The following is a 14,326-nucleotide window of genomic DNA, read 5'->3' as shown; positions in this document are numbered from 1 at the left end:
ATCGGGTCAGGGCGTGGCGAGGCGAACGAACGGCCTACCTGGCGTCGTTCGCCCTGCGCGCTCGCCGACCCGGCGTGAAGCCCGTCTGACGTTCCACGGTGTCCTGCAACTCCTGTTCGCGCTCCGACATTCCCGCGCGCACCTCGGCGCCGAACGAGCCGATCGCGCCCGCGAGCTCGCGCAGGCCCTGGCCGACGTTCTCGCCGATGCCCGCGGGCGTGGCGGCGTGCGCGGCCTGGCCCGCCTTGCGGGTGGCGAACACGCCCGCGGCGATGCCGAGCCCGAACCAGAACAGCCGCCTCATCGCCTGCCCCTGCGTCGAATGTGCTTGCTGGGAGCCTCCTTGGCCGCGCGCCGGGCGCGGATGGCCTTGCTGACGCCGTAGGACAGCGCCGCGGCCTTGACCAGCGGGCCGCCCAGGGTCGCGGTGAACAGCGAGGTGAGCGCGGAGACGTTGCCGGTGACCGCGCGGGCGTTGGCGGTGATCCCGTCCACCCGCTCCAGCTGCGTGTTCACGTGCGTGATCGTCGTGTTCGCGCCGGTGAAGAGCGGGTCGCTGTTCTGGTGCGCCTTGCGGATGGCGATCGTGGCCTCGTCCAGCGTCCGCCCCAACTTGATCAACGGGATCGCCAGCAGGAGCACAAGCAGCACGAACGCGCCGGCGGCGACCAGCGCGGCGATCTGCCCTGGCGACACGGATCCTCCTGGGGGATGGCAAGGCTCAAGGTGGTGGCCAAGGTTACCGCGAGCCGGTCGGGGCCTCCGAACGAGATCAGGGCAGGGCCGTGCCACGTGGTGGGACGGGGCCCAAGACCCCCCATTTGGCCGTCGATTCGATCGTGGGCGCGACGGCTAGCGTGGGCACGCGAGTGATCGTCACACCACGGATGGTCACGGAGGGCTTGACACCCACCACGCCGACTAGATGAGGTAAGGCTAACCTTATTCGATGGCCGGAGGTGCCGTGTTCGCCGTCAGTCCCTCCGGCCGGCCGGTACCACCGGGCGACCCCGCCGACGTGCTGGCCCACGCCCGCCGGGTGCTCGGCGACCTGCCCGAGCACGGCATCGGCGCGGACGCCGCGCTGGCCCGCGTCACGACCGTGCTCGCCACCGGCGGCGTCGACCTGACCAGCCCGTTCGCCGTCGCGCACCTGCAACCGCCGCCGCTGGCCGTCGCCGTCACGGCGGACGCGCTGGCCAGCGCGGGCAACGCCTCGCTGGACACCTACGACTCCGGCCCGGCCGCGCTCGCCGTGGAGCGGTGGGTGGTGGCGGCCCTGGCCCGGCTGGCCGGGTTCGGCGCGGACGCCGACGGCGTGTTCACCCCCGGAGGCACGCTGTCCAACCTCACCGCGCTGCTGCTGGCCCGGGACGCGGCGGCGGCCCGGCTCGGCGTGGACGTCCGGTCCGACGGGGTGGCCGCGTTACCCGATCCGGTGGTCTTCTGCTCCGAGCTGGCGCACTTCTCCGTAGCGCGCGCGTGCGCGGCGCTGGGCATCGGCGAGCACGCGGTGCGCACGGTGTCGGTGGACTCCCACCGCCGGATGCGGCCGGACGCGCTGGCCGCGATGCTGCGGGCGGGCGGCACGCCGGTGGCCGTCGTGGCGACCGCGGGCACCACGGACTTCGGCTCGGTGGACCCCCTGCCCGAGCTGGCCGAGCTGGCCCGCGCGCACGGCACGTGGCTGCACGTGGACGCCGCCTACGGCTTCGGCGCGGTGTTCTCGACCAAGCTGGCCGGGCTGGTGGACGGGCTGGCGCTGGCCGACTCGGTGACCGCGGACCTGCACAAGATCGGCTGGCAGCCGGCCGCGGCGAGCGTGCTGCTGGTGCGCTCGGCGGCGTTGTTCGAGCCGCTGGAGCGGTCGGTGGCCTACCTCAACCCCGAGGACGACCGGGCCGAGGGCTACGACGGCACGCTGGGCCGGTCGTTGCAGACCACGCGCCGGCCGGACGCGGTGAAGGTGGCCGCGACGCTGCTCGCGCTGGGCCGCGCCGGGCTGGGCGCGCTGGTGGACCGGTGCCACGAGCTGGCCGGGCACGCGGCCGCGCTGATCGCCGCCGACCCGTCGTTCGAGCTGGTCGGCGGGGCGACGCTGACCACGGTGGTGTTCCGCTACCGCACGGCCGACCGGTCGCTGGCCGACGAGGTGAACGCGCGCCTGCGCCGGGCGCTGCTGCGCGCGGGCGCGGCGCTGGTCGGCCGCACCGAGGTGGACAAGGCGACGTGCCTGAAGTTGACCCTGCTCAACCCGGACGCCCGGGAGTCGGACCTGGTCGCGCTGCTGGCCCTGGTCCGCGAAGCCGGTTCCGCCGCCGAACGACTGCTGGAAGGAGCGGCATGACACCCGATCCGCTGGAAGGCGACCCGCGGTCGACCTCGGAGCACGCGCACCTGGAGGCGTTGCTGCGCTGCTGGGTGCGGGAGCGGACCGTGCCGGTGACCCCGGGCGGACGGGTGCGGGTCGACGTGCTCGGGCTGCCGCTGGAGGCGGAGGTGCGCTACGCCTCCCCCACCGGGCGGCACCGGTTCGGGCCCGTGACGCTGGCGGGCCGGCCGGCCGATCCCGTGGTGGCGGTGGCGCTCGTCGCGGCCGAGCTGGGCGGCGAGGTCGCCGACCTGGTCGAGCGCACGGCCGAGTCGGTGCGACGGGTCACCGAGTACGTGTCCTACCGGCGTCGTGTGCCGGTGGGGCCCGCGGACCGGTTCCTCGACAGCGAGCAGCGGTTGATGCTCGGGCACCTGCACCACCCCGCGCCCAAGAGCCGCGACGGCCTGTCCGACGCCGACGACGCCCGGTACGCGCCGGAGCTGCGCGGGTCGTTCCCGCTGTTCTGGTTCTCGGCGGCCGAGCAGGTCGTGTCGCACGGCTCGGTGGCCGGGCCGGACGCGGTGACGCTGATGTCGACGCTGGCCGGGCGCAGCCCCGAGCCGGGCCGGGTGCTGGTGCCCGCGCACCCGTGGCAGGCGCACGACCTGCTGGGCAGGCCGCGGATCGCGTCGCTGGTCTCGCGCGGGCTGCTGGAGCCGCTGGGCCAGTTCGGGCCGGCGTGGTCGCCGACGTCGAGCCTGCGCACGGTGTACCGGACCGGTGCGCCGGTGATGCTGAAGCTGTCGCTGGGCCTGCGGATCACGAACTCGCGGCGCGAGTCGACGTCGACCGAGCTGCGCCGGGGCCCGGAGGTCCACCGGCTGCTGGAGTCCGGCTACGCGACGGGCACGGAGAAGGCGCACCCGGAGTTCGACGTGGTGCGCGACCCGGCGTGGCTCGCGGTGGACGAGGGCGGCGAGGTCACCGGGCTGGACGTGGCCGTGCGGGCGACACCGGAGGGCATCGGCGACTCGCGCTGCCTGGCCGGCATGGTCGCGCCGCGGCCGGGCATCGGGCGCTCGCTGCTCGGCGAGCTGGTGCTGCGGCTCGACGCGGCCGAGTGGGTGGCCGACTACACCGACCGCGTGCTGGTGCCGATGCTGCGGCTGTACGCGGAGACCGGCATCGGGCTGGAGGCCCACCAGCAGAACACGCTGGTGCGGCTGGACCCGGCGGGCCGGGTGGTCGGCGGCCGCTACCGGGACAACCAGGGCTACTACCTCGCGGCCTCGCACCTGCCGCGGGTGCTGGAGCGGCTGGGCGCCGAGGAGTCGACGCTGGCCGTGGCCGACGACGCGATCGTGGACGACCGGCTCACCTACTACCTGCTGCGCAACCAGGCGTTTGCGGTGATCGGCTGCATCGGCGTGGAAGGGCTGGCCGACGAACGCGACCTGCTGGGCGTGATGGCGTCACGGCTGGAGGCGGCGCTGCCCTCGCTGGCCGAGGCCGGCCCGGACGGCGACCGGCTGGCACGCCGGTGGCTGGAGGCGGACGTGCTGCCGTGCAAGGCGAACCTGCTGACCCGGTTGGCGGGCATCGACGAGGTGCTGGCCCCGGTGGACGCGCAGTCGGTGTACTTCGACGCGCCCAACCCGTTGCGGGAGGGCAGGTGCGCCCGGTGACCCACCTCGACGCCTACCGGCGGGCCGACGACCTGTCGGGCGTGCCCGGTCCCCCGCTGCCGGTGCTGACCGACGGCTGGCACGCCCGCGCGGCCGATCCCGACACCCGTGACCTCGACCTGGTGCACCGCTGGATGCAGGCGCCGCACGTGGTCGCGTTCTGGCACCAGGCGTGGCCGCGCGAACGCTGGGAGGAGGAGCTGCGCCGGCAGCGGTCCGGGCGGCACTCGTTGCCCGTGCTGGTCAGCCGGGGCGACGGCGACCCGGTGATCTACCTGGAGGTGTACCGGGCGGCGCGGGACGTGGTCGCGCGCGTCTACCCGGCCCGGCCGCACGACCTCGGGCTGCACGTCGCCGTCGGCGAGCTGGCCATGACCGACCAGGGGCTGGTGCGCCGGCTGCTGCCGGTGGTGACGGAGGCGCTGTTCGACGCCGACCCCCGGTGCACGCGGGTGCTGCTGGAACCGGACGTGCGCAACCGGCGGGCGATCGCGTCGTTCACCGCGGGCGGGTTCGCGCCGGTGGGCGAGGTGTTGTTGCCGGACAAGGTGGCCCTGCTGATGGTGCGCTCCCGATGACCACCGCGGACGTGGTGGCGATCGGGTGCGGCCCGTTCAACCTCGGCCTGGCCGCGCTCGCGTCCACGGTGGAGGACCTGCGCGTGGTGGTGCTGGAGGCGCGGCCGGAGCTGCGCTGGCACAGCGGGGTGATGTTCGGCGACGCGGTCCTCCAGGTGAGCTTCCTGGCCGACCTGGTGACGCTGGTCGACCCCACGCACCCGATGTCGTTCCTGGCCTACCTGCGTGACGCGGACCGGCTGTACCCGTTCTACGTGCGGGAGAGGTTCCACCCGACCCGGCGCGAGTACGAGGACTACCTGAGGTGGGCCGCGTCCCGGCTGCCGGTGCGCTTCTCGCACGCCGTGACGTCCGTGCGGTGGGAGGGCGACCGGTTCGCCGTGTCCGGCCCGGGGTTCTCGGTGGGCGCGCGGCACCTCGTGCTCGGGGTCGGCACCACGCCGTCCGTGCCGCCCGCGTTGACGGGCCTGGGCGACCGGTTGGTGCACAGCTCCGACTACCTGCACCGGTCGATTTCCGCCGATCGGGTGACCGTGGTGGGGTCGGGGCAGTCGGGCGCGGAGGTCGTGCTGGACCTGCTGCGGCGCAACCTCGTCGGCGGGCCGGCGGTCGCGTGGCTGACCCGCACGCCGGTGTTCGCACCGCTGGACTACACCAAGCTGGTGCTGGAGATGACCACGCCGTCGTACGTGCGGCACTTCCACTCGCTGCCGCAGGACCGGCGGGACGCGCTGCGCGCCGAGCACTGGCGGCACTACCGGGCGATCTCGGCGCAGACGCTGGAGGAGCTGCACGACCTGCTGTACCGGCGGGAGTGGGAGCACGGGCTGGCGCCGGTCGAGCTGCGGCCCGGCGTCACCGTCGTGTCGGCCTCCGTCGAGTCCGACGAGGTGGTGCTGGAGTGCGCGCACCGCGACACCGGGCGGACGTTCCGGCACCGCACCGACCTCGTCGTCGCGGCCACCGGCTACCGCCAGGCCCCGACGCCGTTCCTGGGGCCGTTGGAGCCGTTCATCCGCCGTGACGACCAGGGACGGTACGTCGTCGCGCTGGACCACTCGATCTCGCTGGACCCGTCGGTCACCGGCCGGGTGTTCGTGGCCAACGCCGACCTGCACAGCCACGGCGTGGCCGCGCCCGACCTCGGCATCGGGGCAGTGCGCAACGCGACCATCCTCAACGCGGTCACCGGCCGCGAGGTCTACCCGCTGCCCGAGCACACCGCCTACACCGGCTTCACCGCCCCGGGAGACGACCTTGACTGACCTGTGGCGCGAGTGCTCGGCGGCGTTGCTGGCCAAGGCGATCGGCGAGCTGTGCTTCGAAGGGCTGCTGACCCCGACCGACGGCCGTGAGCTGCGGTTCGACGACGCGGTGTACACGTTCTCGGCGACGCGCACGGCGTTCGGGGGGTGGGTGGTGCGGCCGGGGTCGGTGCGGCGGGCGGCGGCCGGGATCCTCGGCGACGACGTGGTGGAGCCGTGCGACGACGTGCAGCGGTTCGTGGTGGACGCGTTCCGGTTCCTGGGCGTCGACCCGACCACGACCGCCGGTTTCCTGGCCGAGGTCACCGCCACCCTGGCCGCGGACGTGGCGCTCGCCTCGACCGCGCGGCCCGCGGCGGAGCTGGTGTCGTTGCCGCGGGAGGAACTGGACGGGCACCTGACCGGGCACCCGTGGCTGATCGCGAACAAGGGGCGGGTCGGGTTCTCGGCCGACGACCTGGCCCGGCACAGCCCGGAGGCGCGCACGCCCTTGCGGCTGCCGTGGCTGGCCGTGCACCGGGGGCTGGCCGAGTTCCGCGGCACGTCGTCGCTGTCCGAGGAGGCCGTGCGGGCGCACGAGCTGGACCCGGCGACGGTGGAGCGGTTCACCGAGGCGTTGCAGGAGGCGGGGGTCGACCCGGCGGCGTACGTGTGGCTGCCCGTGCACCCGTGGCAGCTCGACCACGTGGTGCGCACGCTGTGGGCGCCGGAGCTGGCCACCGGCCGGATCGTGGAGCTGGGCGAGGCCCCGGACTGGTACCTGCCGACCCAGGCGATCCGGACCGCGTCCAACGTCGACTCGCCGACCCGCTACCAGGTCAAGCTGCCGTTGAAGGTGCTGAACACGTCGGTGTACCGGGGCATCCCGCCGCACTGCGCGTTGGCCGCGCCGGTCGTCACCCAGTGGCTCGCGGGGTTGTGGGCGTCGGACAAGCTGATCGGCGAGTGGGGCACGCAACTGCTGGGCGAGGTGGCGTCGGTGACCGTCCGGCACCCGCAGCTGTCGCGCGCGGGCGCGGTGCCGTACCAGTGGCTGGAGACGATGGGGTGCATCTGGCGCGAGCCGGTGGCGCTGCGGCCCGGTGAGCGCTCGTGGTCGTTGGCCGCGTTGCTGCACGTGGACCGCGCCGGCCGGCCGCTCGTGCTGGAGTACCTCGGCCGGACCGACCCCGCGGTGTGGTTCGCCGCGCTGCTGCGCTCCCTGCTCCGGCCGCTGCTGCACGTGCTCTACACCTACGGAATCACGGTCAACCCGCACGGCGAGAACGTCGTCGTGATCACCGGCCGCGACCACGTGCCGGTCCGCGTCGCCCTGCTCGACCTGGTGGACGACGTGAACGTGTCGGTGGACCGGGTGCCCGCGCGCGGTTTGGAGCCGGACGCGCACGACCCCGTGCTGCCGCGCAAGCCGTGGCCCGTGCTGCGCCAGTACATCGTGGACGCCCTGCTGGTCGGCGTCCTGCGCCCGCTGTCCACCCTGTACCCGCTGGACCACGACCGGTTCTGGGGCCTGGTCCGGGGCGAGGTCGACGCCTACCGCGCCCGCTTCCCCACCCTGGCGGACCGGATGGACGCGGGCTCCCTGACCTCGCCGCACTTCCTCCGCTACCCGCTCAACGGCTACCGCATCACCTTGGGCTACCAGGACCTGACCACCCGACCGCCGGTGCCCAGGACGGGCACCCTGCCCAACCCGCTGCACGACGTCGTGCCGATCCCCCCGGCGGACGGCTGGTGAGGGGTCGGCCGCCTCGTCCGGTATCCCCGGCCGGGCGAGGCGGCCGGAGCACTAGGGACGGGCCAGGGTCAGGTAGGCGAAGCCGAGGTGACCGCGGTAGCCGGTGAGCCAGCCGTCGCGGTGGTCGTCGACGACCTTGCGGACCTCGTCGGCCTCGGGGTGGTCGGGGTGCTCCAGCAGCCACAGTTCACGGGCCGCGCACCAGCGGGACTCGAAGGCGTCCCACTCGGCGAGGGTGGCGGTGGCGAGGTTGAGCAGGCGGTAGCCGCAGGTCATCGCCAGGTCGACCAGCTCGGCGAGGGTGCCGAACTCCTCTTCGCCGAAGATCTCCACCGACTTGGCGTTGGGCGGCCGCTCCCAGAAGCCGTCGCCGAGCAGGAGGGTGCCGCCGGGGCGCAGCCGGGCGTGCAGGGCCTCCAACGCCTGCTTCGTGCCGCCCCACGCGTGCGAGGAGCCGATGGAGATCGCCACGTCGGCCGGCTCGGTCCGCCAGGTGGTGACGTCGGCCCGCTCCAGCGTGACGCGGGAGGTCAACCCCCTCGCCTCGGCGTTCGCCCGACCGCGGTCGATGGCGTAATCGTCGCTGTCGACGCCGAGCCCCCGTGCGCCCGGCTCGTGCTCCACCGCCCTGAGCAGCAACTCCGCCCACCCGCAGCCGTAGTCGACCACCGTCGCACCCGCGCCGAGGCGCAGGCCGCCGATCAGGTCGTAGGCCGTGGCGTCCGAGAGGGGCGAGTTGAAGTCGAGCAGGGCATGGCCGTTCAGCGGTGCGTCCGTCACGGGCACACCGTGTCAGAACGCCGACGGATCGGAAATGGATTTACTCCTGGCCACGCACGACCTTGCGCAGCTTCGGCAGCCGTTCGGCGATCACGCGCTCGACCCCGCGGCCGGTCGGCTGGTAGTAGTCGCGGCCGACCAGGTCGTCCGGCGGGTACTGCTGGGTCAGCACGCCCTCCGGCACGTCGTGCGGGTAGCGGTAGCCCTGGGCGTTGCCGAGCTTGGCCGCGCCCGCGTAGTGGCCGTCGCGCAGGTGCGCGGGCACCGAGCCGATCGCGCCCTTGCGCACGTCCGCCATGGCCTCGCCGATCGCGGTGGTGACGGCGTTCGACTTGGGCGCGGTGGCCAGGTGGATGGTGGCCTGGGCCAGGTTCAACGCGCACTCCGGCAGCCCGATGAGCTGCACGGCCTGCGCGGCCGCCACGCACGTCTGCAACGCCGTCGGGTCGGCCATGCCGACGTCCTCGCTGGCGTGGATGACCAACCGGCGCGCGATGAACCTCGGGTCCTCCCCCGCCTCGATCATCCGCGCCAGGTAGTGCAGCGCCGCGTCCACGTCCGATCCGCGGATCGACTTGATGAACGCGCTGGTCACGTCGTAGTGCTGGTCGCCCTGCCGGTCGTAGCGGACGGCCGCCCTGTCGACCGTCGCCTCCAGCGTGGCCAGGTCGAGCGACCCGCCTTCGCCGACCGCGTCCGCCGCGGCCTCCAGCGCGGTCAACGCGCGTCGGGCGTCACCGCCGGCCAGCCGCACCAGGTGGTCCTCGGCCTCCTGCTCGACGGTGATCGTGCCGCCGAGACCGCGCTCGTCCTGGACCGCGCGCCGGACCAGCACGCGCACCGCGTCGTCGGTCAACGGGCGCAGTTGCAGCACCAGCGACCGCGACAGCAGCGGCGAGACGACGGAGAAGAACGGGTTCTCCGTCGTGGCCGCGACCAGCAGCACGATCCGGTCCTCGACCGCGCCGAGCAACGCGTCCTGCTGGGTCTTGGAGAACCGGTGCACCTCGTCGATGAACAGCACGGTCGACTCGCCGGAGCGGACCAGGCGGCGGCGTGCCTCCTCGATGACCGCGCGCACCTCCTTCACGCCCGCCGACAGCGCCGACAGCGCGGCGAACCGCCTGCCGGTCGCCTGGGAGACGAGCGTGGCCAGCGTGGTCTTGCCGGTGCCCGGCGGGCCGTAGAGCATGACCGAGGCGGGCGACGAGCCCTCCACCAGCCTGCGCAGCGGCGCGCCCGGCCCGAGCAGGTGGTCCTGCCCGACCACCTCGTCCAGGGTGCGCGGGCGCATCCGCACGGCCAACGGCGCGTTGGCGGCGATGCGCGCCGCCTTCTCCTCCGGGTCGACGCCGAACAAGCCGTCGTCGAACAGGCCTCCCTCGTTCACGTGTTCGACTGTAGCTTCCCCGTGCACTGCCGCTGTCCCAGCGTGCAACGCCGGTTCCGCCGCAGGTCACCGGCGGTGCAGGGTGTGCGGCATGAGCGAGCTGAGTCCGGAGCGGATCGCCCGGCACGCCCACGACGCGGGGTTCCGCGGCCAGGACCTGACGATCGCGGTGGCGGTCGCGCTGGCCGAGTCCGGCGGCGACCCGCGGGCGCACAACCCCACCCCGCCGGACAACTCCTACGGGCTGTGGCAGATCAACATGCTCGGCGCGATGGGGCCCGCGCGGCGGCGCGAGTTCGGGCTGGAGTCCAACCGGGAGCTGTTCGACCCGGCGGAGAACGCCCGTGCGGCGTACGAGATCTCCGGTCGCGGCCGGTCCTGGACGCCGTGGTCGACCTACACCAGCGGCGCGTACAAGCGTCACCTGGACCGGGCGCGGCGGGGCGTCGAGGCGATGAAGCGCGGCGGCTCATCGGGCGGGTCCGGCGGGGGTTCGCGAGGCGGGGGTTCGGGGGGCGGCGGGTTCTCCGTGGACGTGGGCGTGCTGCGGGACTACGCGCGGCGGACCCGGGACTCGGCCGACGACCTCACCGCGCTGGGCCGGCGGCACGTGCGCGAGGTGCGCGAGATCGCCGACGACAGCTTCGGCCGGATCGGGAAGCAGTCCGGGTTCGCCGAGGCGTTGGACAACTTCGGCGCGGCCCTGCGCAAGCAGGTCAAGGCGGTCGCGCGCAACACCGACGCGCTGGCGACGTCCGCGAGCCGCTCCGCCCGCGCGTACCGGGAGCAGGACGACGACGTGGCGCGGTCGCTGGGCGGTCGCGTGATCACCGGCGGAGGTGAGGGGTAAGTGGACACCCGGGCCATGGCGCGGCACTTCGCCGAGAGCATGATCGGCCACCGCAACTCGTTGGCGGGCAAGGCCGAGGACGCGGTGAAGGTGCAGTACGCGCTGCACCAGACCGCGGCCGGCCTCACCGACCGGCACGAGGACCAGCGCAAGGCCGCGAAGACCGTGCTGGAGCACTGGAAGGGCGGCAACTCCGAGGGCTTCGAGCAGCGCTCGGACCGGCTGGGCAGGCAGCTGCGGGTCACCGCGGACGCCGCCCGTGACGCGGAGAAGATCGTCGCCGGCGTCACGAGCGCGTTGACGACCGGGCACACGCGGGCGCGCCAGGCCGTGGAGGAGTACCTCGACCAGGCGACGCGGCTGCTGGACGCGGGCAAGGCCGTCGGCACGCAGGCGGCGTTGCTCAAGGCCGTGGCGCGGGCGGCGGACCTGGAGCCCGCGTACACCAAGGAGACCGCGGCGACCGTCCGGCACGTGCGGGGCGAGCTGGAGGACGCCGCGCGCAAGCTGCGGGCGTTGGAGAAGGAGGTCGAGCACGACGGGGTCGCCGACGGCCGGGCCGAACGCACCCGCGGCTCGACCAAGCCGTCCCGGGCGCGTGCCCGCGGCCGGGCTCGGACGATCATCTCGGCCGCCCGGCGCGAGCTGGGCACCCGGGAGAACCCGCCCGGCAGCAACCGCAACCCGTACGGGCCGACGGCGGCGTGGTGCTCGTCGTTCGCCACGGCGATGTGGCGCAAGGCCGGGGTGGACATCCCGCTCCTGCCGTTCACCGGGGACGTGTTCCGGTGGGGGCAGCGGCGCGGCAAGGCGTACACGTCGTTGAGCGCGGTGAAGCCCGGTGACGTGCTGCTGTTCGGCAGCGGGCCGAGCAGCCCGGCGACCAGCACGCACATCGGGATCGTGGAGAAGGTGTCCGGCGGGACCGTGACGCTGATCGAGGGCAACTCGGGCGACAGCGTGCGGCGCAACACGCACCGGCTGAGCTCGGCGACGTTCTACGGAGGGGTGCACCCGTGATCACGGCGAACGCGCACGACCCGGACACGGGGATCTCGGTGGAGGTCGGTCCCGGCGGCGGGTTGCGCGACCTGGTGCTGGACTCGCGGTCGTTGCGGCTGGGGCAGTCGGGGTTGGCGCGGGCGATCCTGGCGCTGGTCGACACGGCGACGGCGCGGGCGAACGCGCGGGTCCAGCGCGCGGTGGGTGACGTCAGCGCGCTCGGGCTGGCGGTCGAGAGCCGGATGGCGGAGTCGGTCGAGGACACGACTCCCGAGACGTGGCGGGTGTGATGGGGCTCGGTGAGCGGTTGGACGCGGTGCGGGCGGAGGCGTCCGGCCGGGGCGTGACGGTGGTCGTCGACCTGCACGGCAAGCCGGTGGACCTGGCGTTCACGCGGGAGGCGCTGTCCCTGCGCCCGGACGACCTGGCCGCCGTGATCCGCGACCTGGCCGCCGAAGCCGCCACCGCGGCCGTCACCGAGGCCCGCTCGATCCTGGCCGACGTCGTCCCCTCGGACCTGCTGCCGTCCTGAGCGTTGAACTCGGGGGTCCCGAACGTAGGACACTCGCGTTCTGGACGTAGGACACTCGCGTTCTGGACGTAGGACTCTCGCGCGAGTCCTACGTTCAGGGGCCGCGTGTCGAACGTTCAGGAGCGGCGGGCGTGGGAGAGCAGGGTGGTCAGGTGGCGGGTCAGCCAGGCGGTGTCGGCGGGTGAGAGGTGGACCCACTCGGTGTCCGGGGACTGTTCCGTGGTCAGGGCGTAACGGCCCGCGGCGGTCTCGGTCCAGCTCAGGACGCGGGAACGGCCGGACGGGCCGGTGGCGGCCAGTTGGCCGGTCGACCGGCGCGGCGAGTCGACCAGGGTGGTGATCGACCGGGTGGCGCGGCCGGTGATGCCGGCCTGGGCCAGCGTCCGCTCCAGCGCCGGGTGGCCCGACTTGGCGTAGGCGTCCATCGCGGCGGCGAAGACCGGGCGGGGCATCCGCACCTGCTCACCGGGGCCGGCCGGGGCGTCGCCGATGACGCGGGTGATCGCCGACGTCAGGTCGGTGACCGGCTCCAGCGCCACCTCGCGGTCGTTCAGCACGGCCAGCACGCCCCGGTTGCCGCGCGAGGTGGCCAGCACCCGCCACGGGTGCGGCCGGAAGACCAGCGCGTCCACCGACACCTCGCCGTGCGCGAGCAGCGTGAACAGGTCCTCCAGCTCCGGCGACACGTCCTCGCCGTCGGCCAGGCCCGCCTCGGTCAACGTGCGCAGCACCGCCGAGCCGAGGGCGTCCCGGTCGTCCATCGTCCCGCCGTGCGACGGCACCTCGAGCGGGTAGGGCGGCTCGCCGACGCCCAGGTCCTCCCACAGCAGGTCGAATTCCAGGTGGGACAGGACGACCGCGGTCGCCGAACGTCGCGCCATGCCGCCAGAAGGTAGCGGTCGGCGGCGGCTTGCGCGGCCGGTTCGGCCACACCGGTGGCTACTCTGCTCGACGTGGACGTCCCCGGCGGGTTCCTGACGGTGCGGGCTTCCGGCGCGGCCGCGGCCAAAGCCGCGCTCAGCGGGGGTGCGGCCACCCCGGAGCACATCCAGCTGCTGGTCGGCTGCACGGTCGCGGGCGCGGCCGGCCACCGCGCCGCGCTTCGGTTTCCCGATTGCGCGTTGCACGTCCTGCCCGACGTGGTGATGCTGACCGTCGCCGAGGCCCGCCTCACCGTCGGCTTCGGCGAGCTGAAACCGCTGATGTTCCAACAGGTGCCGGTGGACGCCGCGCTGCACGCCGTGTTCGCCGGCGCGGTCGCGCACGTGCTCGCCGCCGCGCACGCCCTCGACCCGCACGGCCTGTCCCACCACCTGCTGGGCCTGGCCGAGCTCGTGCTGCGCAGCGCGTTGCGCGCCGAGCTGGAACGGGTGGACTCCCCGGTCGCACGGCGGCGCGAGGCGTTGGACTACATGCGCGAGCACCTGGCGGACCCGACGCTGAGCGCGGACCGGGTCGCCGAGGCGCTGTTCATCTCCCGCCGCCGCCTCTACCAGCTGTTCGACGACGGGCAGGGCGTGTCCGAGCGCATCCGGGGTTTGCGCATCGACCGGGCCAAGGCGTTGCTGGCCGACCCGGCGAAGGCCGCGCGCGGCATCGGCGAGATCGCCAAGGACTGCGGTTTCGTCAGCGCCGCGCACTTCTCCCGGACGTTCCGCCAGGTGGTCGGGCAGACGCCGAGCGAGTTCCGGCACCGCTGAACTCCACGCCGGAGACGAACCGGCCCGCGATGCCCGCCACCTCCAGCCAGCCGCGCCCGGTCGGCGAGTGCAGCGTGAACACCGCGATCCGGGGGTGGTCCGGGTCGGTCACCACGACCTGCAACTGGGCCCCGGGACCGGTGACCGGGATGCGTTCCACGATCACCACCGGGTAGCCGGTCGCCGTCTCGCCCGTGGTGACCTCGCGGATCGCCGGGCCGTCGAGGTGGAAGCCCAGCTCTCCGGGGTCGGTGGGCCGGTCGACGGGCACCACGCCCGCCATCAGCAGCGCCGGGTCCGCGTCCCGGTGCTCGACGACGGCCAGCAGGCCCGCGCCGTGCTGGTGCGCGAGTTCCGCGGCCTGCGTGGCGGACACCTCCAACCCGGGGTCACGGGTGCCTTTGAGCCGGTGCAGGACGGCCAAGAGTTCCGCCGCGGTGCGTTCAGGGGTGCCGAGTGCCACCGGGGTCACCCCCGGCACGGGAGCCAGTC

16 protein-coding genes are annotated in these 14,326 nt (G+C 74.0%); 10 read left to right on the top strand and 6 right to left on the bottom strand.

Going from position 1 to position 14,326, the window contains the following annotated elements; genetic code table 11:
* Positions 1–34: 34 nt before the first annotated feature.
* Both LZG04_RS08430 and LZG04_RS08425 read right to left on the bottom strand, forming a co-directional pair.
* Entirely contained in the window at positions 35–304 is a 270-nt protein-coding gene (locus LZG04_RS08430; RefSeq protein ID WP_073893430.1) for a hypothetical protein, read from the bottom strand.
* Positions 301–696, bottom strand: coding sequence for a DUF948 domain-containing protein (locus tag LZG04_RS08425; RefSeq protein WP_233814933.1), 396 nt, complete (start codon positions 694–696; stop codon positions 301–303). Before LZG04_RS08425 ends, LZG04_RS08430 begins: the two co-directional genes overlap by 4 nt.
* A gap of 253 nt (positions 697–949) precedes the next feature.
* Here LZG04_RS08425 and LZG04_RS08420 point away from each other — a divergent pair, with 253 nt between their 5' ends.
* From LZG04_RS08420 to LZG04_RS08400, 5 genes are read left to right on the top strand one after another with little or no spacing between them, the layout of a single operon-like run.
* Complete coding sequence (locus tag LZG04_RS08420; protein WP_233814931.1) at positions 950–2,347, top strand: aminotransferase class V-fold PLP-dependent enzyme; 1,398 nt, start codon at positions 950–952, stop codon at positions 2,345–2,347.
* Complete coding sequence (locus LZG04_RS08415) at positions 2,344–3,999, top strand: IucA/IucC family siderophore biosynthesis protein (protein WP_233814929.1); 1,656 nt, start codon at positions 2,344–2,346, stop codon at positions 3,997–3,999. Before LZG04_RS08420 ends, LZG04_RS08415 begins: the two co-directional genes overlap by 4 nt.
* Positions 3,996–4,577, top strand: a complete 582-nt coding sequence (locus LZG04_RS08410) for a GNAT family N-acetyltransferase (protein ID WP_233814927.1) — start codon at positions 3,996–3,998, stop codon at positions 4,575–4,577. Before LZG04_RS08415 ends, LZG04_RS08410 begins: the two co-directional genes overlap by 4 nt.
* Positions 4,574–5,842 carry a lysine N(6)-hydroxylase/L-ornithine N(5)-oxygenase family protein gene (locus LZG04_RS08405; protein ID WP_233814925.1) on the top strand — a complete coding sequence of 423 codons (1,269 nt, stop codon included), beginning with the start codon at positions 4,574–4,576 and terminating at the stop codon, positions 5,840–5,842. Before LZG04_RS08410 ends, LZG04_RS08405 begins: the two co-directional genes overlap by 4 nt.
* Positions 5,835–7,580, top strand: a complete 1,746-nt coding sequence (locus LZG04_RS08400; protein WP_233814923.1) for an IucA/IucC family siderophore biosynthesis protein — start codon at positions 5,835–5,837, stop codon at positions 7,578–7,580. The genes LZG04_RS08405 and LZG04_RS08400 overlap by 8 nt, the downstream gene beginning before the upstream one ends.
* A gap of 51 nt (positions 7,581–7,631) precedes the next feature.
* On the opposite strand, the gene LZG04_RS08395 is transcribed toward LZG04_RS08400, so the two are convergent.
* Both LZG04_RS08395 and LZG04_RS08390 read right to left on the bottom strand, forming a co-directional pair.
* The gene (locus LZG04_RS08395) at positions 7,632–8,360 is read right to left on the bottom strand and encodes a methyltransferase domain-containing protein (protein WP_233814921.1); all 729 of its coding nucleotides are present in this window, start codon (positions 8,358–8,360) and stop codon (positions 7,632–7,634) included.
* A gap of 40 nt (positions 8,361–8,400) precedes the next feature.
* Complete coding sequence (locus LZG04_RS08390; RefSeq protein ID WP_374202796.1) at positions 8,401–9,735, bottom strand: replication-associated recombination protein A; 1,335 nt, start codon at positions 9,733–9,735, stop codon at positions 8,401–8,403.
* A 106-nt stretch (positions 9,736–9,841) separates the two neighbouring features.
* Here LZG04_RS08390 and LZG04_RS08385 point away from each other — a divergent pair, with 106 nt between their 5' ends.
* From LZG04_RS08385 to LZG04_RS08370, 4 genes are read left to right on the top strand one after another with little or no spacing between them, the layout of a single operon-like run.
* Positions 9,842–10,600: a transglycosylase SLT domain-containing protein gene (locus LZG04_RS08385; protein WP_233814919.1), complete on the top strand. Its 759-nt coding sequence runs from the start codon at positions 9,842–9,844 to the stop codon at positions 10,598–10,600.
* Positions 10,601–11,620 (top strand): CHAP domain-containing protein, encoded by a 1,020-nt coding sequence (locus tag LZG04_RS08380; protein WP_233814917.1) that lies wholly within the window; start codon positions 10,601–10,603, stop codon positions 11,618–11,620.
* A complete protein-coding gene (locus tag LZG04_RS08375) occupies positions 11,617–11,892 on the top strand; it encodes a YbaB/EbfC family DNA-binding protein (RefSeq protein ID WP_233814914.1) in 276 nt (91 codons plus the stop codon). Before LZG04_RS08380 ends, LZG04_RS08375 begins: the two co-directional genes overlap by 4 nt.
* Positions 11,880–12,134: a hypothetical protein gene (locus LZG04_RS08370; RefSeq protein WP_233814912.1), complete on the top strand. Its 255-nt coding sequence runs from the start codon at positions 11,880–11,882 to the stop codon at positions 12,132–12,134. The genes LZG04_RS08375 and LZG04_RS08370 overlap by 13 nt, the downstream gene beginning before the upstream one ends.
* Positions 12,135–12,250: 116 nt before the next feature.
* Here the strand turns inward: LZG04_RS08370 and LZG04_RS08365 are convergent, their stop codons facing one another.
* Positions 12,251–13,015, bottom strand: coding sequence for an ESX secretion-associated protein EspG (locus LZG04_RS08365; protein ID WP_233814910.1), 765 nt, complete (start codon positions 13,013–13,015; stop codon positions 12,251–12,253).
* A gap of 54 nt (positions 13,016–13,069) precedes the next feature.
* On the opposite strand from LZG04_RS08365, the gene LZG04_RS08360 reads away from it, so the two are divergent.
* The gene (locus LZG04_RS08360; protein ID WP_233814908.1) at positions 13,070–13,834 is read left to right on the top strand and encodes an AraC family transcriptional regulator; all 765 of its coding nucleotides are present in this window, start codon (positions 13,070–13,072) and stop codon (positions 13,832–13,834) included.
* Here LZG04_RS08360 and LZG04_RS08355 read toward each other — a convergent pair.
* Complete coding sequence (locus tag LZG04_RS08355; protein ID WP_233814906.1) at positions 13,761–14,297, bottom strand: hypothetical protein; 537 nt, start codon at positions 14,295–14,297, stop codon at positions 13,761–13,763. The two genes, LZG04_RS08360 and LZG04_RS08355, sit on opposite strands and share 74 nt — an antisense overlap.
* Positions 14,298–14,326 lie beyond the last annotated feature (29 nt).

The organism is Saccharothrix sp. S26 (assembly GCF_021390395.1).
GTDB lineage: Bacteria > Actinomycetota > Actinomycetes > Mycobacteriales > Pseudonocardiaceae > Actinosynnema.
This window is presented reverse-complemented; position numbering and strand designations above follow the sequence as displayed.